This window comes from Nocardioides islandensis (assembly GCF_015352455.1).
Taxonomy (GTDB): Bacteria; Actinomycetota; Actinomycetes; order Propionibacteriales; family Nocardioidaceae; genus Nocardioides; species Nocardioides islandensis.
Genome location: NZ_JADKPN010000017.1, coordinates 24,658 through 48,112 on the forward strand (window position 1 = coordinate 24,658; position 23,455 = coordinate 48,112).

Consider the following 23,455-nt stretch of genomic DNA (forward strand, 5'->3'; position numbering starts at 1 on the left):
AGGCATGGAACCGGAGTCCGCCTCCGACGTCGCCGCACGCCTGGCGACCACGGGCTACCTCTGCGACGGCGACCTCGCGACCGTCACGTTCCTCGCGCTCCGGATGCAGCGCCCGCTGCTGCTCGAGGGCGAGCCGGGCACCGGCAAGACCGCCCTGGCCGAGGCCATCGCGGAGTCGCTGGAGCTGCCGCTGGTGCGGCTCCAGTGCTACGAGGGCATCGACGCCACCCAGGCGCTCTACGACTGGGACTTCCCGCGCCAGATCCTGCACCTGCGGGCGCTCGAGGCCGCCGGCGGGACGGACGCCGAGGAGGCCGAGAAGAGCCTGTACGACGAGCGGTTCCTGCTCGCCCGCCCGGTGCTGGCCGCGCTCCAGCAGAGCCCGGCGGTCCTGCTGGTCGACGAGGTGGACCGGGCCGACGACGAGTTCGAGGCCTTCCTGCTCGAGGTGCTGTCGACCTACCAGGTGAGCATCCCCGAGCTGGGCACGGTGAAGGCGGCGACCCCGCCCGTCGTCGTCCTGACCTCGAACCGCACGCGCGAGCTGCACGACGCCCTGAAGCGGCGCTGCCTCTACCACTGGATCGACCACCCCGGCCTCGAGCGCGAGGTGCAGATCGTGCGGTCGCGCGCCCCGGAGGTGTCGGAGGAGCTGGCGCGCCAGGTCGTCGGCGTGGTCCAGCAGCTGCGCGCACGCGACGACCTCGCCAAGCCGCCGGGCGTCGCGGAGACCCTCGACTGGGCGCGCGCCATCCACCACCTCGGCACCGCCGAGCTCGACCTGGACACCGCGGCCGCGACGCTCGGGGCGCTGGTGAAGTACCGCGAGGACAGCGAGAAGGTCAGGCACGCCCTCGACCAGATGCTGCGGTCATGAGCGTCGACCTCCGTGGGGGTGACGAGATCCTGCTGGCCTTCGCCCGGGCGGTCCGCGCCGCCGGCGTCCCGGTGACGCAGGACCGCTCCCAGGGGTTCCTCGCGGCGATGGCCGTGCTCGACCTGGCCGACGAGCGGGCGACGTGGGTGGCGGGCCGGTCGACGCTGTGCGCCAGCCCCGACGACCTGGTGCGGTTCGACGCCGTGTTCGAGGCCTTCTTCAACGCCCGCGACGGGCTGCCCCGGCCGCGGCCGACGGTGCCCTCGCCACCGCAGACCACGCCGTTCCCGGAGTCCGAGCGCGACGGCGACGACTTCGACGCGGAGACCGAGACGGTGTTCGCGAGCGCCAGCGAGGCCGAGGTGCTGCGGCACCGCGACGTCGCGTCGCTGACGACCGGCGAGCGCGCGCGGCTGGCGGCGATGTTCGCGACCATCCGCCCGCGGCCGCCGATGCGGCGTACTGCCCGTCACCAGCGCTGGCACCGCGGCCAGGTCGACGCGTCGCGGACGCTGCGCACCAGCCTGCGCCGGATGGGTGAGCCGGCGCGGATCAGCTGGCGGCGCCGGGGCATGAAGCCGCGGCGGGTGGTGTTGTTGCTGGATGTGTCCGGTTCGATGAGCTCCTACGCCGACGCGTTGCTGCGCCTGGCCCACCGGCTGACGGTGTCGCTGCGCGCGCAGGGGGGCGTGGTCGAGACGTTCACCGTCGGCACGCGGCTCACCCACGTGTCGCGGGCGTTGCGGATGCGCGATCCCGAGCGGGCGCTGGTCGCGGCGGGCGAGACGGTGCCCGACTGGTCCGGCGGCACCCGGCTCGGCGAGACGATGCGGTTCTTCATGGACCGCTGGGGTCAGCGCGGCATGGCTCGCGGCGCCGTCGCCGTCGTGTTCAGCGACGGGTGGGAGCGCGGCGACCCGTCGTTGCTGGCCGAGCAGATGGCCCGCCTGCACCGGGTCGCGCACCGGGTCGTCTGGGTGAACCCGCACCGCGGCAAGGCCGGGTACGAGGCGGTGCAGCAGGGAGTGCTCGCCGCCCTGCCGTTCGTCGACGACTTCGTCGCCGGCCACTCGCTGGCGACGTACTCCGAGCTGGCGGAGGTGGTCTCGCATGCGTGAGGTGCTGCCGGAGCTGCTGGCCTGGTGGGAGCAGGGCGAGACGGTCGGCGTCGGCACGGTGGTGGCGACGTTCCAGTCCGCGCCGCGACCGCCCGGCGCGTCCATGCTCGTCGGGCCCGACGAGACCGCGGTCGGCTCGGTGTCCGGCGGTTGCGTCGAGGGCGCGGTCTACGAGCTGGGGCAGTCGGTCGTGGAGTCCGGGCAGCCGGTGCTGCAGAGGTATGGCATCTCCGACGACGACGCGTTCGCCGTCGGGCTGACGTGTGGCGGCATCCTGGACGTGTACGTCGAGAAGGTGTCGCGCGAGACGTTCCCGGAGCTCGCCGAGGTGGCCGCGGACATCGAGGCCGGCCGACCCGTTGCGCTGGCCACGGTCATCGAGCACCCCGACCCGGCCATCCTCGGGCGGCGCATCGTCGTGCACCCCGACGAGCCGGCCCGTGCGTCGCTGGGCTCCTCGCGGATGGACGACGCGGTGCACGACGACGCGATCGGGCTGCTCGCCAGCGGCACCAACGCCACGCTGACCTACGGCCCCGACGGCGAGCGTCGTGGCGAGGGCATGCGGGTGTTCGTCTGGGCCTTCGCGCCCAAGCCGCGGATGCTGGTCTTCGGCGCCATCGACTTCGCCGCCGCGGTGGCGCGGGTCGGCGCCTTCCTCGGGTACCACGTGACCGTGTGCGACGCCCGGCCCGTGTTCGCGACCAGGAGCCGGTTCCCCGACGCCGACGAGGTGGTCGTCGACTGGCCGCACCGCTACCTCCAGGCGGAGCAGGACGCCGGTCGGATCGACCAGCGGACCGTGATCACCGTGCTGACCCACGACCCCAAGTTCGACGTACCCCTGCTCGAGGTCGCCCTCCGGCTGCCCGAGGTCGCCTACGTCGGCGCCATGGGCTCACGGCGTACCCACGACGACCGGCTGGAGCGCCTGCGCGAGGCCGGGCTCACCGAGAAGGAGATCGCGCGGCTCTCCAGCCCCATCGGCCTCGACCTCGGCGCGCGCACCCCCGAGGAGACCGCGATCTCCATCGCCGCGGAGATCGTGGCGCTCCAGTGGGGCGGTACGGGCGACCGGCTCATCGAGCGGGACGGGAGAATCCATCACTAGTCCGGTCGAGCGGAGCTCGACAGTTCGAGCGGAGCTCGACGAGACAGCTCAGCGCGGGGCCAGCAGGCGCGGGCCCACGTCCTCGCGCTTGAGGGTCTTGCCGGCGAACGCGGCGAGCAAGAACAGCAGCAGGCCCCACACCGAAGCCAGCCCGCCACCGAAGAGGGACACGTCCGCCACGCTGCCCGAGGTGTGGGTGACGAGCAGGGCGACGAGCCCCAGGTCGGCGACGGCCACGAGCGTCAGGACCACCCGGATGCGGCCGGCAACGCGGGAGGCGACGACGGCGATCTCGGTGACCGCGCGGAAGGCGAACCACGCCGCCAGCACCCAGGTCAACACGGCGTCGGAGAAGCCGGGGTCGAGCACGGCCAGGACACCGACCAGGATCCCGATGCCGCCGACGATGCGCACGGCGGGCGTGAGCTCGGCGCTGCGGTCAGGGCCGGTCGGCTGGTAGGCCTGCCAGACGGTGGCCGCGCCGTCGAGGAGCGTCCACACCCCGAACAGCGTGACGAGCGCGCCGGCGGTCAGGTTGGCGTTGTTGGAGGCGACGACGCCGATGAGGAAGGCCGCGGCTCCCCGGGCCAACAGCATCGATCGACCCTGGCAGAGGGCATGCAGATCCATGGGGATCTCCTGGTGTCTTCCGGACCGGGTCCGGATGACGGGGCCTAGGTGCCCTCGACTGTACGCCGCTTCCCCCCAAGAGGCGGTGCGGACCGCCCTGCCCGTGCTTGCCGCCAAGGGCTAGCGTGACCAGCGGGGAGCGTCGAGGAACGGCCGGCAGAGGAGCAGGGGGATGACCGTCGAGAAGGGCGACCTGTCCGCGCGCCGGCTGGAGGCCGTGCGCGCGTGGACGGCGTTCGTCGAGCACGGCGACGAGGCCGCACGACTGGTGCGCCCGGAGATCCTGTCCAGCTGGGAGAGGTCCGGAGCATCGATCACCACGGACGTCCGCTTCGCGCCGCTGGCCGACGAGGGCGACACCGAGACGTTCTGGCGGGGTTCGCCGCTGCAGATCGCGGTGTCGCGGGTCGAGGACGACTTGCGGCGGACCGCCGAGGACGGCGACCTCGTCCTCGCGGTGACCGACGCCGACACCCGGATCCTGTGGACCTACGGCGGCCGGGTGATGCGCCGCAAGGCCGAGACGGTGAACTTCGTGGCCGGCGGGCGATGGGACGACGAGAGCGTCGGCACCAACGCCCTCGACCTGGCCAACCGGCTGAGCCGGCCGGCGATGGTGTTCTCGGCCGAGCACTACGCCTCCATCGTGCACAACTGGGTCTGCTGGGCCGCGCCCGTCAACGACCCCGTGACCGGTCAGCCGCTCGGGGTCATCGACCTGTCGACCACCTGGGACCGCACGCACCCGATCGGGCTGGCGACGGCGCGGGTGATGGCCCGGCTGATCGAGCAGGCGATGCCCCGGTCGCACGAGCACCCGGGCCAGCTGGTCTCGCCGGCCTCGCCGGAGGAGGACGGCCTCACGCTCCGCCTGCTCGGCACCGCCGAGGCGCACCTCGACGGCAACCGGCTGCTGCTCAACCGCCGGCAGACCGAGATCCTGGCGTTGCTCGCCATGAACCCCGACGGGGTCTCGCTCGAGCGGCTGCACGCCCTGGTGTACGGCGACCAGGGCGTCACCCTGTCCACGCTCAAGGCCGAGGTGTCGCACCTGCGCTCGGCCCTCGGCGGCCAGCTGACCTCCCGCCCGTACCGCCTGACCATGCCCGTCGCCACCGACGTGGAGTCGGTGCTGGCCGCGGTCGGCCGCGGCGACGTGTCCGCCGCGCTGACGGCCTACCGCGGCGACCTGATGCCCGGCACCAACTCACCCGCGCTCGCCGAGCTGGGCGAGTACGTCGCGGTCGCCGTCCGCGAGGCCCTCCTCGCCGATCCACGGCCCGAGGCCGTGGTCCGCTACAGCGAGCTCGCGCCGTACGACGCCGAGGTCCTCGAGGTCTGCCTCGCCCGCCTCGGCGATCGTCCCCACCCCAGCAAGCCCCTCCTCAAGGGGCGCCTCGCCGTCGCCGGGGGCTGACTCGTTCTTCCGGCTCGCGAGAACCGCAAGCAACTCTTTGCAAAGAAACACTTGCAAAGGAACCTTTGCGGTTCTACGGTGAGGTATGGACCTCACCTCGATCACCCCGGACGTCGCGGGGCTGAAGGCGCTGAGCCACCCGACGCGGCTGCGGATGCTGGGCCTGCTGCGCATCGACGGGCCGGCGACGGCGACCTCGTTGGCGACGCGGCTGGGGATCAACACCGGCCAGACGTCGTACCACCTGCGCCAGCTCGCCGACCACGGCTTCGTCGTCGACGACGAGGAGCGCGGCAACGGGCGGGAGCGCTGGTGGAAGGCCGCCCACCAGTCGACGCTGGCCAACACCGTGCCGCGCAAGCCCGAGGACCAGGACGCGATGGACGCCTACATCCAGACGGTCGCGGTGATCTACACCCAGCAGCTCCAGGCCGCCGTCGAGGAGATGCCGCTGCTGCCGACCGAGTGGCGCGACGCCTCGACCCTCAGCGACTACCACGTCCGCGTCACGGCGAAGCACGCCGAGGCGCTCACCACCAAGATGCACGAGCTCTTCATGGAGCTGCGCGAGGACGACGAGGACGACCCGGACGCCGTCGACTTCGTCTTCCAGTTCCAGGCGTTCCCGCGGCCCGGCCACGTGTCCGGTCCTGCGGGTCAGGTCGGAGGGGAGGAGTCATGAGCCGCCGTACGCCGCTCTACGGCTTCCTCGTCGCCGACGCGATCTCGCTGGTCGGCACCCGGGTCTCGATGATCGCGATCCCGTGGCTGGTGCTGACCACGACCGGGTCCGCCGCGCAGACCGGCCTGGTGGCGTTCGCCGAGATGCTGCCGCTGGTCGTCGTCAAGGCGCTCGCCGGCCCGCTCATCGACCGCATCGGCGCCCGCCGGGTGGCCATCACCTGCGACGTGCTGAGCATGGTCGTGGTCGGCCTGGTCCCGCTGCTGCACCTCGCCGGCGTCCTGTCGTTCCCGGCGCTGCTCGCGCTCGTCGCTGTGGGCGGCGGCCTGCGCGGCCCCGGCGACGGCGCCAAGAGCGCGTTCGTGCCGGCGCTGACCGCCCATGCCGAGGTCTCCCTCGAACGTACGACGGGTCTCGCCTCCGCCATCGAGCGCACGGCGAGCTTCGCCGGAGCCGCCGTCGCGGGCGCGCTGGTCGCGCTGCTCGGCGCCGCCAACGCGCTGGTCGTCGACGCCCTCTCGTTCGGCGTGTGCGCGGCGGTGTTCGCGTGGTCGACCTCGGCCATGCGCGCCGAGCAGGTCGACGAGCGACCGGTCGGCACGACGTACGTCGAGGAGCTGCGCGAGGGCTGGACCTTCCTGCGCAAGGACTCCGTCCTGGTCGCGATGTCGGGGATGGTCGCGGTGACGAACCTGCTCGACCTGGCCTTCTCCGCCGTGCTGCTGCCCGTCTGGATCAACGAGAGCGGCTACAGCGTCGGCGTGATGGGCGCGTACTTCGCCGTCTGGGCGCTGTCCTCGGCCGCCGGGTCCGCCGTCGCCGCCTGGGCGGCCGAGCGGCTGCCGCGGTTCCAGGTGTATCTCTGGGCGTTCCTCGTCGCCGGGCTCCCGCGGTTCGTGCTGCTCGCGCTCGGCGTGCCGTGGTGGGTCGTCATCGCGTCCTGCCTGGTCGGCGGGTTCGCCTCCGGCTTCCTCAACCCGATCCTCGGCGCCGTCTTCTACGAGCGCGTGCCGGCGGCCGTGATGGGCCGGGTGACCACGATCAACAGCGCGCTCTGCTGGTCGCTGATGCCCTTCGGCGGACTGCTCGGCGGCGTGCTGTCCGAGTCGTTCGGGATCGTCGCGGCCCTCCTCGTCGTCGGCTTCTCCTACTTCGCCGCGACGATGTTGCCGCTGGCCATCCCGTCCTTCCGGTCGTTCGACAAGCCGAAGCAACCGGCGCTCGTCGGGGCCGCTTGACCGCTCACCGGGTCTCGTGACAGGCGCGAGCGCGCCTTCCTCGACCAGCTGGCTGAGGACCAACGGGGAACCAACCTGGGCGGTCCTAGCGTGAGGGCCATCACAACGGCCCAGGAGGCGCGTGCATGACCAAGATCAGCGTGAGAGTCGACCAGGAGAACGTCACCGACGACGTGGAGCCGCGGATGCTGCTGGTGCAGTACCTGCGCGAGAAGCTCGGGAAGACCGGCACCGTGATCGGCTGCGACACCAGCAACTGCGGCGCCTGCACCGTGCACCTCAACGGGCGATCGGTGAAGTCCTGCAACGTGCTGGCCGTCCAGGCGGACGGCGGCGTGGTCGACACCATCGAGCGGCTGGCCGACGACGACGGCACGCTGCACCCCGTGCAGGTGGCGTTCCGCGAGTGCCACGGCCTCCAGTGCGGCTTCTGCACGCCGGGGATGATCATGCAGTCGGTCGACCTGCTCAACGAGAACCCCGACCCCACCGAGGAGGAGGTCCGGCTCGGGCTCGAGGGCAACCTCTGTCGCTGCACCGGCTACCACAACATCGTGAAGTCGGTCCTGTACGCCGCCGAGCTGAACAAGAGGGGGGCGAACGCATGACCACGATCGAGGAAGCCCCGCCCGCTGCCCCCGAGATCGGCAAGGACCGCCGCCGCAAGGAGGACCAGCGCCTCATCACCGGCCGCACCCGCTGGACCGACAACATCGCGCTGCCCGGCATGCTGCACCTGGCCATGGTCCGCAGCCCCCACGCGCACGCGAAGATCCTCAGCATCGACATCGAGGCGGCCGACAAGTCGCTGAACATCTACGAGGTCTTCACCGGCAAGCACCTCGCCGAGACCCAGGGCGTCGTGGTCAACGCCTGGCCGATCACGACCGAGCAGAAGACGCCCGACCACCTGCCGATGGCCATCGACGAGGTCCACTTCGCCGGCGAGATCGTGGCCGTGGTGGCCGCTCGTACGGCGGCCGAGGCGCGCGACGCCGCCGAGCTGGTCGACGTCGAGTACGAGCTGCTCCCGGCGGTCCTCGACCTCAAGGAGGCCGCAGAGGACAAGGTGCTGGCGCACCCCAGCCTCGGCACCAACAAGACCGCGTTCTGGCAGCTCGACTCCGCGGGCCAGGGCACGGGCCGCGCGATCGACGAGGTCATCGAGGAGGCCCGCGCCGACGGCATCGTCATCGAGCGGGAGTACCGCCAGCAGCGCCTCATCCCGGCGTTCATGGAGCCCCGCTCGGTCGTCGTGGACCCGACCGGTGAGCAGATCACCATGTGGTCGGCCACCCAGATCCCGCACATCACGCGGTTCCTGCTCGCGGCGACGACCGGCGTGCCGGAGTCCAAGATCCGTGTTATCGCCCCCGACGTGGGCGGCGGGTTCGGCGGCAAGCTGCAGACCACGCCCGAGGAGTGGATTACCTGGGCGACGGCCCGCAAGATCGGCAAGCCCTGCAAGTACACCGAGACCCGCTCGGAGTCGCTCATCTCGGCCCACCACGGCCGCGACCAGTGGCAGAAGCTCACGCTGGCCGCCACCAAGGAGGGCAAGGTCACCGGTCTCAAGGTCGACCTGCTCGCCGACCTCGGGGCGTACGTCGGCGTGGTCGGTGGCGGCGTACCCGTGCTGGGCGCGTGGATGTTCAACGCGATCTACAAGTGGGACGCCTACCAGTTCAACTGCACGCCTGTGTTGACGAACAAGACGTGGGTCGACGCCTACCGCGGCGCCGGCCGCCCCGAGGCGACGTACGCCATCGAACGGCTCATGGACGAGCTCGCCGTCGAGGTCGGCAAGGACCCCCTCGAGATCCGGGAGATGAACTGGATCAAGCACGAGGAGTTCCCGTTCACCACGGTCGCGGGCATGACCTACGACTCCGGCAACTACGAGGCCGCGACGGCCAAGGCCAAGGAGATGTTCGGGTACGACGCGTTGCGCGCCGAGCAGAAGCAGCGCCGCGAGAGCGGGGACAAGGTCCAGCTCGGCATCGGCATCTCGACGTTCACCGAGATGTGCGGGCTGGCACCCAGCCGGGTGCTGGGGTCCCTCAACTACGGCGCGGGCGGCTGGGAGCACGCGACGGTGCGGATGCTGCCGACCGGCAAGGTCGAGGTGATCACGGGCGCGAGCGCCCACGGCCAGGGCCACGAGACGGCGTTCAGCCAGATTGTCGCCGACCGGCTCGGCGTGCCGTTCGAGGACGTCGAGATCCTGCACGGCGACACCCAGGTGTCCCACAAGGGCCTGGACACCTACGGCTCGCGGTCGCTCGTGGTCGGTGGTGAGGCGCTGGTCCTCGCGGCCGACAAGGTGATCGAGAAGGCCAAGCCGCTGGCGGCGCACCTGCTCGAGGCCAATGCCGAGGACCTCGAGTTCAGCGCGGGCCGGTACTCCGTGAAGGGCACCGACCAGGGCATCGGCATCGCCGAGGTGGCGCTGGCGACGTTCGCCGCACACAACTACCCGGAGGGCATGGAGCCGGGCATCGACGCCGAGTCGACGTACGACCCGGTCAACTTCTCCTTCCCCCACGGCACGCACCTGTGCGCCGCGGAGGTGGACACCGAGACCGGTCAGGTCAAGCTGCGCAAGTACGTCTGCGTCGACGACATCGGCAACATCATCAACCCGCTCATCGTGTCGGGCCAGGTGCACGGCGGCCTGGTCCAGGGCATCGCCCAGGCGCTCTGGGAGGAGGCGGTGTACGACGACTCCGGGACGCTCGTGAGCGGCTCGTTCGTCGACTACCTGCTGCCGACCGCGGCCGACACGATCAACTTCGAGATCGACCACACGACCAGCCCGTCGACCACCAACACGCTCGGCACGAAGGGCGTCGGCGAGGCCGGCACCATCGCCTCGACGCCGGCCGTGGTGAACGCCGTCGTCGACGCGGTCCGGCAGTTCGGCGTCAACGACATCCTGATGCCGTGCACGCCGGAGCGGGTCTGGTCCGCGATCCACGGCTCGGATCCGGGGAAGGACACGGTCGAGGGCGCCATGCCGCACTTCGACGGCGGAAACCAGGAGGACAACCAGTGATCCCCGCACGGTTCGACTACGTCGCCCCGACCTCCGTCGAGGAGGCCCTCCAGGCCCTGGCCGAGCACGGTGACGAGGCCAAGATCCTCGCCGGCGGGCAGAGCCTGCTGCCGGTGCTCCGGATGCGCCTCAACGCCCCCGAGTGGGTCATCGACCTCGGCAAGATCGATGCCCTGCGTGGCATCCGCGACGACGGCGACGCGATCGTCATCGGCGCGCTCACCACGCACCACGACGTCATGCACGACGCCCTCGTCGAGGAGCACGCGCTGCTGATCAAGAAGGCGGCCACCGAGGTGGCGGACGCCCAGGTACGGCACCGCGGCACGTTCGGCGGCGCGCTCGCGCACGCCGACCCGGCCGGCGACCTCGGCGCTCCCGCGCTCGCACTCGGGGCCGAGTTCGTCATCGCCGGGTCGGGCGGGACGCGCACGGTCGGGGCCGACGACTTCTTCGTCGACCTGTTCGAGACCGCGATCGGCGAGGACGAGATCCTCACCGAGGTCCGGATCCCGAAGCACACCGGCTGGGGCGCGCACTACGCCAAGTTCGTGCGGGTCGCCCACCAGTGGCCGATCGTCGCGGTCGCCGCCACGGTCAAGGCGGACGGCGGCACGATCTCCGAGGCCCGCGTGGGGCTGACCAACATGGGCTCCACCCCGCTGCGCGCGCGTGGCGTGGAGGAAGCCCTGGCCGGTGCGACGGCGTCCGAGGACGGCGTACGCGAGGCTGCGGCCAAGGCCGCCGACGGCACCAACCCGCCGTCGGACCTCAACGGGTCGGCGGAGTACCGCAGGCACCTCGCGACGGTCCTCACCCGCCGTGCGGTGGCTGCAGCGGCAGGCGGCTGATGGATCTCACCCACCGGTTCACCGTCCCGGTCCCGATCGACGACGCCTGGGCGCACTTCAACGACATCTCCTCGGTCGCGGAGTGCTTCCCGGGCGCCACGGTCACCTCCGCCGAGGGCGACACGTTCCACGGGTCGGTGAAGGTCAAGCTCGGTCCCATCGCGCTGGTCTACAACGGGTCGGGCACCTTCACCGAGAAGGACGAGACGGCCCACCGGATGGTGGTCGACGCCAAGGGCAAGGACAAGCGCGGTAACGGTACGGCGGGTGCGCTCGTGACCATGCAGATGACGGCCGCGGGCGGCTCGACCGACGTCGAGGTCGTCACCGACCTGGCGATCACCGGCAAGCCCGCGCAGTTCGGCCGCGGGGTGATGCAGGACGTCTCCGACAAGCTGCTCGGTCAGTTCGTCGCCTGCCTCGAGCAGCGGCTCGAGGAGCCCACGCCCGCCGCGGCCGCACCGGTCGAGACGCCGCCACCTGCGCCCCCCGCGGCCGAGCCCGAGCCGACGCCGACAGACACTTTGGCCGACGAGTCCGCGCCGGCGGCGGTCGAGGTCCCGCCGCCGGCCCCCGTGCCGGCGGTGACGCCGCCGCCGGCCCCGGTCTCCGCTCCCTCAGGCGGTGCCCGGAGAAGCGACGACGCCATCAACCTGGGCTCCACCGTGCTGCCGGTGCTGTTCAAGAGCTACTGGAAGCAAGCCCTCGTCGCGCTCGTCGTCATCGTCCTGATCATCTGGTTGATCGCCGCCCTCTGAGGGTGTCTGGACCAGTCAGGGCGCGTCGGCGAGACGCGGGGTAGGCGACCTTTAGGCTCCTCGCGTGAAGCGCGTCGTCGGGGTTGTCGTGTGGCTCCTCGTCCTCGTCGGCGTGATGTCGTGGCCGGCCGTCTCCTACAACTGGTCGACCGGCCAGACGGCGTACGAGGAGACGACGATCCGGTCGTACGACGCGGCGTTCACGATCGACGACGACGGTGACCTGCACGCGGTGGAGACCCTCGTCGTGGACTTCCCGAGCGGCGGCAAGCACGGCATCTTCCGGTTCTTCGACGAGGCCGACCAGAGCGCCACGCACGCCCGGCGCGTGCCGCACGACATCTCGGTCACCCGCGACGGCTCGTCGGAGCCGTTCACGCTGCTCGACGAGCGCAACGGGCGGTTCACCAACGTGCGCATCGGTGACGCCGACGTCTTCCTGGACCCGGGCGAGCACACCTACGTCATCGACTACCAGATCGACGGCGTGCTCGAGCCGGGCACGACCGGCCAGCGCACGCAGCTCTACTGGAACCTCATCCCGTCGGGCTGGCTCCAGAGCATCGACAAGGCCCACCTGACCGTCACCCTGCCGGTCGCGGCCAGCGGTGTGCAGTGCGCCCGCGGCGTCGGCGCCGACAGCGGCTGCACGGTCAAGGGCGACGGGACCAAGCAGCTCACCGTCGACGCCGAGTCCCTCGCGGCCAACACGCCGATCACCGTGAAGGTCGGCCTCGACATGCCCACGCCCGACGCCGGCACGTCGGTGCCGTGGCCGGCGCGGCTGGACCCGGTGCTGGGGCGCAGCCCGCGGAACCTGGCGATCGTGCTGCTGCTCGCGCTGCTGGCCGGAGGGTTCGGCGCCGTGCAGGCGCGTCGCGTCAAGGAGAAGACCCCGCCGTACCCGCTGATGTACGCGCCGCCGGACGGCATCGGCCCGGCCCAGGGGGTCTACATCATGACCGAGCGCACCGACAAGCGCGCGTACGTCGCCTCGATCATGCAGGCGGCCGAGAAGGGCGCGGTCACCATGGACAAGCCCGACGACAAGTCGTGGACCGTGACCGACACTCAAGGGCCGCAGGGGTGGGCGGGCCTCGACCCGGTGACGCAGCGCGTGGCCCGGCTGACCGGGGGGCCGCACGAGTCGTTCACCGCATCGACGAAGGACGTCAGTGCGGGGCAGACGCTGCAGAGCGAGCTGTCGAGCTTCGACACCGCCACCAAGAGCTGGGCGAAGGAGGCCGGGTTCATGCAGAGCGCCGGTCTCGGCTGCCTCGGCGGGCTGTTCGTGATCGGCGGCGGCATCCTCGCCCTCGCGATCGCCGGCGCCAACTGGTTCGACATGGGCATCATCGCGCTGGTCCCCGGCCTGCTGGCTGCGGGCGCCGGGCCGGTGCTGGCGACCGGCGCGAGCACCAAGCGCACCGCCACCGGCCGCGACCTCTGGTCGCGCGTCGGTGGCTTCTACCGCGTGCTGTCGACGCCCTCGAGCCAGAACCGCTTCGACTTCTCCGGACGGCGCGAGCTCTACACGCAGTACATCCCGTGGGCCGTCGCGTTCGACTGCGCCGACGAGTGGGCGAAGAAGTACCGCGCCGAGACCGGCGAGGAGCCTCCCGTGCCCGCGTACTTCCCGGGGTACGCCGGCTCGCACACCGGCAACTACACCGACCAGATGGTCAACAGCTTCTCCTCGACCGTGAACAGCGCCATCTCGGCGTACGCCGCCACCCAGTCCTCCTCGTCGTCCGGCGGCGGGGGCGGTGGGTTCTCCGGCGGCGGCGGTGGCGGCGGCGGGGGAGGTGGCTCCTGGTGAGCCCGTGCCCCACAATCTGCTCAAGTCATCCAGAACAGGGGATCCCTTCATGACCGGACTCATCATCGGCGGCGTCATCGTCCTCGCCCTCATCGCCTTCGGCGTCACCGGGTTCAACAAGCTCCGGACCACCGACGTGGGCGCCCAGGAGGCGCTCGGCGGCATCGACGTCCAGCTCACCCGCCGCGCCGACCTGATCCCCAACCTGGTGGACACGGTGAAGGGGTACGCCGCGCACGAGCGCGAGGTCTTCGAGGAGATCACCAAGGCCCGCTCGCAGGTCCAGGCCGCGGCCGCCGGCAGCGACGTCCCCGCGAAGGCCGCCGCCGACGCCGCCCTCCAGGGAGCCCTCGTCCGGCTGAACGCCGTCGCCGAGGCCTACCCGGACCTCAAGGCCAACACCAACTTCCTCGACCTCCAGAAGCAGCTGGCCGACACCGAGAACCAGATCTCCTTCGCGCGCCAGTACTACAACGACGCCGTCGCCAAGCTCAACACCTTGTGCCGCACCATCCCGTGGCTGTTCTTCACCGGCATCGCCGGCGTGCACGCCCGCGAGTTCTACGAGGCGCCCGCCGGCTCGACCGAGGTACCCCGCGTCGAGTTCTGACCCGCCCAGCCTGAGCTTGCGAAGGCTGGATGAGCGGGTCAGGTTGAGGAGAGCCCCGCAGACCCGAGCGCAGCGAGGGGCTGCGGAGCTCGTCTCGAAACCCGGTGAGCCGAGAAGCAGCCGCTACCACGGTCGCGTGACGATGTCCGATGCCCGGCGGGTCGACCGGCGTCAGACGAAGCGACGTACCTTGGCGATCGCCTCGGTCGGGACGGTGACGGCCACGCCCTCCCCGATGGCCACGAGCGTCCACCCGTCCCCCGCACGCACCAGCTTGGCCATCACCATGCCGGTCTGGGACGTACCGCCGGTGAGCGTGAACCTCGCGAGCTCGACGTCATCCTCGTCGAGCAGCCGGCAGTAGGCGTTGTTGACCCACGTGAGGTCGTGGCCCTGGTAGCTGCTGACGAGGAACAGGATCGTGTCGACCTTGGCGTACACGCGGTCCAGGTCGACGTGGACGGTCTCGTCGTCGCCGGCACCGCTGCCGGTCTGGTTGTCGCCCTGGTGCACGACCGAGCCGTCGCGCGTCGCGAGGTTGTTGTAGAACGCGATGTCGAACAGCTGACCCTCGGCGAACTGGATGGCGGTGGCGTCGAGGTCGATGTCAGCGCGGCCGCTGGCGATGGCGCCCGCGGTCGGGTCCTTGTCCCACCCGATCCCCATCCGGACGCGCGTCAGCGCCCGTCCGTCGCCGTCGGCGACCGTCCACTCCTGCCCCGCAGTCAGCACCGTCACGGCACCGAACCTACCCGCCACCGGGATGCCGGTCGCCGCGATCCTCAGCGGCGCAGGAAGATCCCGGTGGCCGGCTTGGGGTCGAAGTACGTCGTCTTCGGCGGCATCACCTCGCCGGCGTCGGCGACCGCGACCAGCGCGTCCGTCGACGGTGGAGCGAGCGTGAAGAGGGCACCGGAGTCGACGTCGCAGCGCAGGGCGAGCTGGTCGACCGAGGCGGTGGCCGGGATGGTCTCCACCTCGCGGGTCCGGCCCCCGGGTGCGGGGTCGAGCCGGTCGAGCACGCGGGCCTGGAGCACGGCGACGTCCAGGCCGGCCACGCCGGCGGGGCGCTCCTCGTCGTCGGTGAGCTCGAACCAGCGGTGACCGACGTACATCCCGATCGCCCCGCTCACCGGGACGGTGGGCCGACCGGTCTCCCGGACGTCGAAGCCCTCCGACACCAGCCGGATCAGCGCGTCGGGGTCGACCGGGCCGGGGACCCGGCGGTGGAAGGAGTCCAGGCGCAGCCCGTCCATCGGGTGCACCACGCAGAGGAGGCCGGCGTCCGCGGGCTTGCCGGCCGTCTCCCACTCCTCGAGAGCCGCCGTGGCGCGGTGGTGGCCGTCGGCGATGTAGAAGTCGGTCGCACCCAGCTCCTCGGCGAGCGCGCTGGTGGCGTCGCCCTCCGGCAGCCGCCACACCGTCTGCTGGATGCCGTGCGGGCCGATGAAGTCCAGCAGCGGCTCGCTGCGCTGCACCTCATCGAGCGTCCGGGTGTACTCCGGCCCGGCGCGGTGCAGCAGCTCCACGAGGGCGGGCGGGCCGTCCATGGTCGCGTGGTGCCACACCAGGGCCTCGACCCGCTGCGGGTGCACCGCTTCGTGGCCGCGCACCCGCCCGTCGGCCACGGCCTGCACCGAGACCTCGCAGACCACGCCGGAGTACGACGCGCCGCCCACGGTCTGGCGGTAGACGTACAGGGAGACCGGGGTGTCGGCGTACGCGTCGGGATCGACCGCGACGCGGTACAGGTCGATGCCGGACTCGTCGACGGAGTCCGAGAGGGCCGTCACGGTCTTCCGGGCCCACTCGGGACGGACCACGCGGGCGGGGAACAGGCGGACGCTGCTGCCAGGGGGGCTCACGCGCGGCTCGCGCCCAGCTCGACGACCGTCACCCCGAGCACGTGCGGCACCTGGCGCAGGTCGGCGAGCAGCTCCTCGGACGGGTGACCCTCGACGTCGATCGACGCGACGGCGGCGTCGCCGCCGCGGAACACCCGGTTGACCATGTGCTCGACGTTCAGGTGCTCGACGCTCAGCCGCTCGAGGACCTTGGCGAGCACGCCGACGCGGTCGAGGTGGCGCACGGTCAGCGTCGCCGACCCGAGCCGGTGCGGGGCGAGGTTGACGCAGTGCCGGGCCTCGCCGGCCACGAACGCGTCCACGATCTCGGCGACGCCGTCGGCGATCGCCCGCTGCGCCTGGTTGGTCGAGGCGCCGATGTGGTGGGTGGCGACGACGTTGCGGTGCTGCGCGAGCGCCGACTCCCACGGGCCCTGGCCGGCTCCCGGCTCGTCGGCGAAGACGTCGAGGCCCGCGCGCAGCCGGCCGGCGTCGAGCGCCGCCAGCAGCGCCGGCTCGTCGACCACGTCGCCTCGCGAGGTGTTGAGCAGGATCGCTCCCGGCTTCATCCACCCGAGGAACCGCTCGTCGACCAGGTGCTTGGTGTCCGGTCCGGCCGGCACGTGCAGCGACACGATGTCGGAGGAGCCGACCAGCTCCTCCAGCGTCTCGCACATCGTGATGCCCAGCTCCTCGGCACGCGCCAGGCTCTCCGCCGATCGGCCGGACCTGGCCTGGGCGTGCAGCCGGATCCCGAACGCCGCCGCGCGCTCGGCCACCGCGAACCCGATCGAGCCGAGGCCGATGATGCCCATCGTCGAGCCGAGCAGGCCCTCGGCCTTCCCGTAGGTCGTCTTGTCCCACCGCCCCTCGCGCAGGTCGGCGACGTTGTCGGGGATGCGCCGGTCGAGCGCGAGCAGCAGACCCATCGTCAGCTCGGCCACCGCGACGGCGTTGCGGCCCGGCACGTTGCAGACGAAGACCCCGTGCCCGGCCGCGGCGTCGGTGTCGATCGTGTTGGTGCCCGCGCCCGCGCGGATCACCAGCGCCAGCCGGTCGGCGGCGTCGAAGACGTCCTTCGGCACCTTCGTGCTGCGCACCACCAGCCCCTCGAAGCCGGTGATCCGGCCGGCCAGGTCGTCGGCCGTGAGCGCCGGCTCCATGACGCACTCATGACCGTGGGACTCGAGGTCGGCCAGCGTCTTGTCGGGCAGCCGGTCGGCGAAGAGGATGCGCATGCGCCACGACCTCCGGGACGGGTACGCCGCCGGGGCCGGCGGATCTGCGGTGAGGCTAACGCCTGGGCGAATCGGTCCGCCATGGCGGACGCGGTCAGAACACGTTGAGCGGCCGGAACTGCACCGAGATCCGGGGGCCGGCGTGCGCCACCTTGGGGACGGCGTGCTCCCACGTGCGCTGGCACGAGCCGCCCATCACGACCAGGTCGCCGTGGCCCATCTCGAAGCCGATGGACTCGCCGCCGCCGCGCGGCCGCAGCGCCAGCCGTCGCGGGTCCCCGAACGAGACGATCGCGACCATCGTGTCGGCGTGCTTGCCGCGGCCGATGGTGTCGCCGTGCCAGGCGACCGAGTCGCGCCCGTCGCGGTAGAAGCAGCAGCCCGCGGTCACGAACGGCTCGCCGAGCTCGGGCAGGTAGTGCGCGGAGAGGGCGTCGCGAGCGGTCGTCAGCAGCGGGTGCGGGAGCTCCTCGCCGACGACGTAGGTGTGCACCAGCCGGGGCACGTCGACGACGCGGTCGTACATCGGACGACGCTCGGCCCGCCACGGCACGTCCTCGACGAGCCGCTCGAGGACGTCGTCGGCGCCGACCACGAAGTTGCGCAGGACGTCGACCCAGGCGCCGCGGGTCAGGGTGGTGCGCTCGACACCGTGGGGGGCACCGTCGAGCGGGCGCACCCCGGGAGAGGTCGCGACCGCCCCGAAGAGGCTGCTCTGGAAGTCCATGTCGGGAGTGTACGACAAAGTCGAACAGATGTTCGAGCGTGACGGCCCTGGCAGGCTTGCGCCATGAGCAGCGGGGAGGTCGCGGCCCGGGTCGTCGCCCTGACCAAGACCTACGGCACGGGCGAGGCGCGGATCACGGCGCTGGACGAGGTGAGCCTGGACATCGCCCAGGGCGAGTTCACGGCGGTGATGGGGCCGAGCGGCTCGGGCAAGTCGACGCTGATGCACTGCTGCGCGGCTCTCGACCGCGCGGACAGCGGCTCGGTGTTCATCGGCGACCAGGACCTCACCCGGCTCAAGGACAAGGCGCTGACCCGGCTGCGGCGCGACCAGATCGGGTTCGTCTTCCAGTCCTACAACCTGGTGCCGACCCTGACCGCGGAGGAGAACATCCTGCTGCCGCTCGCGATCGCGGGGCGCAAGCCGGACAACGACTGGTACGCCGGCGTGATCGCCACCGTCGGTCTCGGGGACCGCCTCTCGCACAAGCCGAGCGAGCTGTCGGGCGGCCAGCAGCAGCGGGTCGCCGTCGCGCGGGCCCTGGTCAGCCGGCCGCGCATCGTCTTCGCCGACGAGCCGACCGGCAACCTGGACTCGCGGTCCGGGGCCGAGGTGCTGGAGCTGCTGCGCAGCAGCGTCGTCGACCACGCGCAGACGGTCGTGATGGTCACCCACGACCCCGTCGCCGCGGCGTACACCGATCGCGTCGTCTTCCTCGCCGACGGCCGGATCGTCGACGAGCTGCGCGACCCCGACCGCGAGCGGGTGCTGGAGGTCATGGCCCGGATGACCGCCGCGGCCGACATCGCGCCTTCCGGATCGATCTGAGGACGCAGGTTGTTCCGCGCCGCCCTCAAGAGCCTGCTCGGGCGCAAGGTGCGCCTGCTGATGAGCACGTTCGCGATCGTGCTGTCGGTCGCGTTCGTGGGCGGCTCGCTGATCTTCTCCGACACCCTCGGCCGCAGCTTCACCGCGCTGTTCGCCTCGACGGTCGGCGACGTCGTCGTCCGCCCCGCCGACGGCGCCGACAACCTGGGCGCCTCGACCGTGTCGATGCCGGCCGACGTCGTGCGCACGCTCGAGGAGAAGGTGCCCGACGCGGCGCGGGTGGACGGCCGGATCCGGGCGATCGGCGTGTACGTCGTGGACAAGGACAACAAGGTCGTCGGCGGCCAGGGTCCGCCGGCGTTCGGCGGGTCGTACTCCGACGCGCCGGCCGGCCACGGGCTCACCGGCCTGACGCTCGTGCAGGGCCGACCGCCCGAGGGCCCCGACGAGGTCGTGCTCGACACCAAGACCGCCCAGCGGTCCGGGTACTTCCTCGGCGAGAAGGTGCACATCGTCACGGCCGGGGACCAGGCGCTCATCACGCCGACGCTGGTGGGCCTGATGGGCTTCCCGGACGGCGGCACGCTGAACGGCGCGACGTACGCCGGCTTCGACACCGCGCGCGCGCAGGACCTGTTCCTCGACGGCAAGGACGCCTTCACCCAGATCTGGGTGACCGCGAGGGACGGCGTCTCCCAGCAGCAGCTGCGCGACGAGGTGGCCGCGGCGCTGCCGGCCGACCTGGAGGCGGTGACCGGAGACGACGCGGCGGAGGAGGCTGCCACCGACCTGCTGGACGCGATCAGCTTCCTGCGGACCTTCCTGCTGATCTTCGCCGGCGTCTCGGTCGTCGTCGCCGCCTTCCTCATCGTCAACACGTTCTCGATCCTGGTCGCCCAGCGCAGCCGCGAGCTCGCGCTGCTGAGGGCCCTGGGGGCCTCCGGCAGACAGGTGACCCGATCGGTGCTGGTCGAGGCGCTGGTCGTCGGGATGATCGGCGCGACCCTGGGCGTCGGCCTGGGCGTCGTGCTGGCCATGGGGATCCGGGCACTGTTCGCGAACTTCGGGCTCGACCTCACCGGCCAGCCACTGATCTTCGCGCCGCGCACGGTGCTGGCCTGCTACGTCGTCGGCGTGCTCGTCACCATGGCGGCCGCGTGGCTGCCGGCGCGTCGTACCGCCCGCATCGCCCCGGTGCAGGCGCTGCGCGACGACATCGCGCTGCCCGAGACCTCGATCCACCGCCGGCTCCTGCTCGGTGTCCTCGGGGTCCTGCTCGGCGTGGCGATGATGTTCCTCGGGCTGTTCGGCTCGGTGCCGAAGGGCGGGTACGTCCTCGGCGCCGGCACGCTGGCGGTGCTGCTCGGGGTCACGGCGGTCAGCCCGGTGATCAGCCGGCCGTTCCTGGCGGCCGCGCAGGCGACGTACCGACGGGCGTTCGGCTCGGTGGGCAACCTCGCCGGCCAGAACTCGCTGCGCAACCCGCGACGTACGACGGCCACGGCATCCGCCCTCATGATCGGGCTCGCCCTGGGCTGCCTGATGGCGATGATCGGCTCGTCGGCCAAGGCCAGCGTCGACGATGCGGTGAAGAAGAACTTCAAGGGCGACTACGTCGTCAGCAGCGTGTTCGGCGAGCCGTTCTCGCGCAGCATCGCCACCGAGATGGCGAAGGTGCCGGGCGTCGAGCGGATCGTCCGCCAGCGGTGGGCTCAGGGCGAGCGGGACGGCGACTTCTTCGGGTTCGCCGGCGTCGACCCCCGCGACACCGAGTTCCTGGGCATCCGGCTGGTGCACGGGGCGACCGCCGACTTCGCCGACGGCACCATGCTGGTCGACGAGGACTGGGCCGAGCACGAGCACCTGTCCGTCGGCGACACCTACACGATCGACAAGACGCCGAAGGGCCCGTTGCGACTGCGCGTGGTCGGCATCTTCGAGAAGAACCCCGTCATCTTCTTCCCGACCGTCACGACGCTGGACACGCTGAAGGACCAGGGGTACCCGACCTCGGACAACGCCCTGATCCTCGTGACGCAGCACCGACTGGGGATCAAGAACGACCTGGACGCGGTCGTGGCGAAGCTGCCGATCGTGACCGTGAAGGACCAGGCGGGCTTCGCGGCCGAGCAGCGGGAGCCGATCGACCAGATCGTGGCGATGATCTTCGCGCTGCTGGGGCTGGCCGTCGTGATCGCCGCCCTGGGCATCGTGAACACCCTGGCGCTGTCGGTCATCGAGCGCACCCGCGAGGTCGGGCTGCTCCGCGCCATCGGGCTGGGGCGCGGCCAGCTCTGGTGGATGATCACGCTGGAGTCGGTCGTGATCGCCGTGCTGGGAGCGCTGCTCGGCGTCCTGCTCGGCATCGGGTTCGGCGTCGCGATGCTCTACAAGCTGCGCGACCAGGGCCTCGAGGTCATCAGCGTGCCGTGGAGCCAGCTGGGCCTGTTCCTCGTCGCGGCGGTGCTGATCGGGGTGCTCGCGGCCGTCCTCCCGGCCCGCCGCGCGGCCCGTCTCGACGTCCTCCGGGCGATCGCTACCGACTAGTAGGTCCTAGTCATCTGGCGCCATGCCGGTGACACCGATAGGCCATAGTCTCGGCGATCCTGTGACGCGGGGACACGCAGGGTCCTATCGTCCCTCTTGTGGAACAACTGCTCCACGCCGCGGGAAGCGGCGCGCTGAAGCACGTACAGGTGCGCGAATACGTTCGCGCCCTCGTGCGCGACGCCGAGCCAGGCTCACCGGCGCCGTCCGAGCGCGAGCTCGTGCAGCAGTTCGGTGTGGCCCGGATGACCGTCCGGCAGGCCATGGACGCCCTCGTCACCGAGGGGCTCCTCGAGCGCATCCCCGGTCGCGGCACGTTCGTCGCCCGGCCGCGTCGCGGCGTCGGCCGGCTCACCAGCTTCACCGAGGAGATGCACCGCGTCGGTCTCACCTCGGAGAACCAGACCCTGCACGCCCGCCTCGGCCAGGCCGGTCCCGGCGTGGCCCGCGCCCTCGGCATCACCGCCGGCGACGCCGTCATCCACTGGAAGCGGCTGCGCTGCTCCGACGGCGAGGTCATCGCCATCGAGGACGCCTACCTCAACGAGGTCATGCTCCCCGGCTTCCTGCAGGCGCCGCTGCCGGCCAGCCTGTACGACGAGCTCGGTGCTCGCGGCCTGCGTCCCACCTGGGCCGAGGACACCGTGACCGCCGACGTCGCCAGCCCCGACGAGGCCGACCTGCTCGGCATCGCCGGTGGCACCGCCGTCCTCCGTCAGACCCGTCGCGCGCTCGCCGGCGACGCGGTCGTCGAGGTCTCGCGCTCCTGCTACCGCGCCGACCGCTACACCCTGCGCGTCCAGCTCGGCGTGGAGGGTTAGCGACCGCCACCGCTGGTCGAGGAAGGCGCCCTGGCGCCTGTCACGAGACCCGGTGAGCTTCGCCTGCGAGCGTGGTCTCGTGACGGGACTTCGTCCCTCCTCGACCAGCGATCTCGCCGTGGTCTTGTGAGGGGACCTGGTCCCTCCTCGACCAGCGATCTCTACAGGTGTCCCAACGGGGCGACCGCTTCACCGGTCTCCTCGCACACCCACATCGGGTCGGGGCCGCCGAGGTCGGGCTGGATGTAGAGGGCGTGCTCGGGCCCGTTGCAGCCCGTGCAGAGCGGCCAGCGGCCGGTGGTCTCGAAGAGGGCGTCCTGGACGTCCTGCGCCACCAGCCCCGCGACGTACGCCTCGCCCTCCGGCCACTGCTCGGCCCACCACGTGCGCTGGGACATGGCGTCCTCGAGGACGGAGACGGCATCGGGGGTCGCGCGGCCGCGGGCCTGGAGGTCGGCGAGCACGAGCGCGCGGGCCGCGAAGATCACGGATGCGTCCACCCGACCGATTCTGCCTCGCGCACCCTGACCGGTGCGCCTTCTACAGTGTGGCCATGGGAGGGCTGGCGGGGCTGCCTCGGCCGCTGCTCGAGGTGGTCGTGATCCAACCGCGCGACGTGGCAGGGGCGGCCGAGGGCGGGGCGGACCGCCTGCACGTCCTCGCCCCCGGCGACCCGGTGGCGCTGTCGCCGGAGCCGGGCACCGTGTCGGCGATCGGCCGCGAGTCGGAGCTGCCGATGTACGTGCTGCTGCGGCTCAACGACTCCTGGACGACGACCGGCGGCGAGCTCGAGCGGTTGGTCGGGCTCGCGGAGGACTACCTGGCGTGCGGCGCGACCGGAGTGGCGTTCGGCTTCCTCGACAGCGACCTCGAGATCGACGTGGCCACGTGCACCGCGCTCGCCGACCGGCTGCCCGAGGTGCCGTGGACGTTCACGCACGCCGTCGACCACACCCTCGACCCGCGTCGCTCCTGGCGCCGCCTGCTGCCGCTGCCGCGGCTGCAGCAGGTGCTGTCGGCCGGGTCGCCGCGCGGGATGGAGGTCGGGTACGACGACCTGCTGGCCACCGCCGAGTCCGACCCGCTCGTCGCGGCCAGGCTGATGGCGGGCGGCGGGCTGACGGCCGAGCACGTGCCCTGGCTGGTGCGCCAGGGCGTCCGGGCCTTCCACGTCGGGCCGCAGGTACGTCCGGGCGGGTCCGCGAAGGCCTACGTCGACGGCGGGTACGTGCGGTCCTGGCGGACCCTCCTCGACGACGCGATGGCCAGGATCTGAGCGCGCCG

General features: G+C 71.8%; 22 protein-coding genes. 16 read left to right on the top strand and 6 right to left on the bottom strand.

Going from position 1 to position 23,455, the window contains the following annotated elements; all coding sequences use genetic code 11:
* Positions 1 to 4: 4 nt before the first annotated feature.
* Genes ISU07_RS21045 through ISU07_RS21055 form a run of 3 tightly spaced genes read left to right on the top strand, consistent with a single transcriptional unit; the run spans position 5 to position 3,106 of the window.
* The gene (locus ISU07_RS21045) at positions 5 to 877 is read left to right on the top strand and encodes an AAA family ATPase (RefSeq protein ID WP_194708807.1); all 873 of its coding nucleotides are present in this window, start codon (positions 5 to 7) and stop codon (positions 875 to 877) included.
* Positions 874 to 1,995 (top strand): vWA domain-containing protein, encoded by a 1,122-nt coding sequence (locus tag ISU07_RS21050; protein WP_194708808.1) that lies wholly within the window; start codon positions 874 to 876, stop codon positions 1,993 to 1,995. Before ISU07_RS21045 ends, ISU07_RS21050 begins: the two co-directional genes overlap by 4 nt.
* Entirely contained in the window at positions 1,988 to 3,106 is a 1,119-nt protein-coding gene (locus ISU07_RS21055) for an XdhC family protein (protein WP_194708809.1), read from the top strand. The genes ISU07_RS21050 and ISU07_RS21055 overlap by 8 nt, the downstream gene beginning before the upstream one ends.
* Before the next feature lie 48 nt (positions 3,107 to 3,154).
* Here the strand turns inward: ISU07_RS21055 and ISU07_RS21060 are convergent, their stop codons facing one another.
* A complete protein-coding gene (locus tag ISU07_RS21060; protein ID WP_194708810.1) occupies positions 3,155 to 3,736 on the bottom strand; it encodes a DUF308 domain-containing protein in 582 nt (193 codons plus the stop codon).
* A gap of 172 nt (positions 3,737 to 3,908) precedes the next feature.
* Here ISU07_RS21060 and ISU07_RS21065 point away from each other — a divergent pair, with 172 nt between their 5' ends.
* From ISU07_RS21065 to ISU07_RS21105, 9 genes are all read left to right on the top strand, one after another.
* Positions 3,909 to 5,153, top strand: a complete 1,245-nt coding sequence (locus ISU07_RS21065) for a sigma-54-dependent transcriptional regulator family protein (protein ID WP_194708811.1) — start codon at positions 3,909 to 3,911, stop codon at positions 5,151 to 5,153.
* Positions 5,154 to 5,238: 85 nt separating this feature from the next.
* Positions 5,239 to 5,835, top strand: coding sequence for an ArsR/SmtB family transcription factor (locus ISU07_RS21070; protein ID WP_194708812.1), 597 nt, complete (start codon positions 5,239 to 5,241; stop codon positions 5,833 to 5,835).
* Entirely contained in the window at positions 5,832 to 7,073 is a 1,242-nt protein-coding gene (locus ISU07_RS21075) for an MFS transporter (RefSeq protein WP_194708813.1), read from the top strand. The genes ISU07_RS21070 and ISU07_RS21075 overlap by 4 nt, the downstream gene beginning before the upstream one ends.
* A gap of 125 nt (positions 7,074 to 7,198) precedes the next feature.
* Positions 7,199 to 7,681, top strand: a complete 483-nt coding sequence (locus ISU07_RS21080) for a (2Fe-2S)-binding protein (RefSeq protein ID WP_194708814.1) — start codon at positions 7,199 to 7,201, stop codon at positions 7,679 to 7,681.
* Positions 7,678 to 10,128, top strand: coding sequence for a xanthine dehydrogenase family protein molybdopterin-binding subunit (locus tag ISU07_RS21085; RefSeq protein WP_194708815.1), 2,451 nt, complete (start codon positions 7,678 to 7,680; stop codon positions 10,126 to 10,128). Before ISU07_RS21080 ends, ISU07_RS21085 begins: the two co-directional genes overlap by 4 nt.
* Positions 10,125 to 10,979, top strand: a complete 855-nt coding sequence (locus ISU07_RS21090) for an FAD binding domain-containing protein (protein WP_194708816.1) — start codon at positions 10,125 to 10,127, stop codon at positions 10,977 to 10,979. The genes ISU07_RS21085 and ISU07_RS21090 overlap by 4 nt, the downstream gene beginning before the upstream one ends.
* Positions 10,979 to 11,737 carry an SRPBCC family protein gene (locus ISU07_RS21095; protein ID WP_194708817.1) on the top strand — a complete coding sequence of 253 codons (759 nt, stop codon included), beginning with the start codon at positions 10,979 to 10,981 and terminating at the stop codon, positions 11,735 to 11,737. Before ISU07_RS21090 ends, ISU07_RS21095 begins: the two co-directional genes overlap by 1 nt.
* 64 nt (positions 11,738 to 11,801) lie before the next feature.
* Complete coding sequence (locus ISU07_RS21100) at positions 11,802 to 13,556, top strand: DUF2207 domain-containing protein (protein ID WP_194708818.1); 1,755 nt, start codon at positions 11,802 to 11,804, stop codon at positions 13,554 to 13,556.
* 49 nt (positions 13,557 to 13,605) lie between these two features.
* Positions 13,606 to 14,166 carry a LemA family protein gene (locus ISU07_RS21105; RefSeq protein WP_194708819.1) on the top strand — a complete coding sequence of 187 codons (561 nt, stop codon included), beginning with the start codon at positions 13,606 to 13,608 and terminating at the stop codon, positions 14,164 to 14,166.
* A 171-nt stretch (positions 14,167 to 14,337) separates the two neighbouring features.
* Here the strand turns inward: ISU07_RS21105 and ISU07_RS21110 are convergent, their stop codons facing one another.
* The 4 genes from ISU07_RS21110 to ISU07_RS21125 form a co-directional block, all read right to left on the bottom strand.
* On the bottom strand, positions 14,338 to 14,904 hold the full coding sequence (locus tag ISU07_RS21110; RefSeq protein WP_194708820.1) for a TerD family protein: 567 nt from the start codon (positions 14,902 to 14,904) through the stop codon (positions 14,338 to 14,340).
* Positions 14,905 to 14,948: 44 nt separating this feature from the next.
* Positions 14,949 to 16,031 (bottom strand): DUF1015 family protein, encoded by a 1,083-nt coding sequence (locus ISU07_RS21115; RefSeq protein WP_194708821.1) that lies wholly within the window; start codon positions 16,029 to 16,031, stop codon positions 14,949 to 14,951.
* Positions 16,028 to 17,248 carry a phosphoglycerate dehydrogenase gene (locus ISU07_RS21120; RefSeq protein WP_228522344.1) on the bottom strand — a complete coding sequence of 407 codons (1,221 nt, stop codon included), beginning with the start codon at positions 17,246 to 17,248 and terminating at the stop codon, positions 16,028 to 16,030. Before ISU07_RS21120 ends, ISU07_RS21115 begins: the two co-directional genes overlap by 4 nt.
* Before the next feature lie 94 nt (positions 17,249 to 17,342).
* Complete coding sequence (locus ISU07_RS21125) at positions 17,343 to 17,975, bottom strand: alpha-ketoglutarate-dependent dioxygenase AlkB (RefSeq protein WP_194708822.1); 633 nt, start codon at positions 17,973 to 17,975, stop codon at positions 17,343 to 17,345.
* 63 nt (positions 17,976 to 18,038) lie between these two features.
* Between ISU07_RS21125 and ISU07_RS21130 the strand changes: the two genes are divergently transcribed.
* From ISU07_RS21130 to ISU07_RS21140, 3 genes are all read left to right on the top strand, one after another.
* Positions 18,039 to 18,803: an ABC transporter ATP-binding protein gene (locus ISU07_RS21130; protein WP_194708823.1), complete on the top strand. Its 765-nt coding sequence runs from the start codon at positions 18,039 to 18,041 to the stop codon at positions 18,801 to 18,803.
* 9 nt (positions 18,804 to 18,812) lie between these two features.
* A complete protein-coding gene (locus tag ISU07_RS21135; protein ID WP_194708824.1) occupies positions 18,813 to 21,350 on the top strand; it encodes an ABC transporter permease in 2,538 nt (845 codons plus the stop codon).
* Positions 21,351 to 21,499: 149 nt separating this feature from the next.
* Positions 21,500 to 22,171, top strand: a complete 672-nt coding sequence (locus tag ISU07_RS21140; protein WP_323742742.1) for a GntR family transcriptional regulator — start codon at positions 21,500 to 21,502, stop codon at positions 22,169 to 22,171.
* A 161-nt stretch (positions 22,172 to 22,332) separates the two neighbouring features.
* Here the strand turns inward: ISU07_RS21140 and ISU07_RS21145 are convergent, their stop codons facing one another.
* The gene (locus ISU07_RS21145) at positions 22,333 to 22,671 is read right to left on the bottom strand and encodes a hypothetical protein (protein ID WP_194708825.1); all 339 of its coding nucleotides are present in this window, start codon (positions 22,669 to 22,671) and stop codon (positions 22,333 to 22,335) included.
* Between the two features lie 53 nt (positions 22,672 to 22,724).
* Between ISU07_RS21145 and ISU07_RS21150 the strand changes: the two genes are divergently transcribed.
* Entirely contained in the window at positions 22,725 to 23,447 is a 723-nt protein-coding gene (locus tag ISU07_RS21150; protein ID WP_194708826.1) for a copper homeostasis protein CutC, read from the top strand.
* The last annotated feature ends 8 nt before the right edge of the window (positions 23,448 to 23,455 follow it).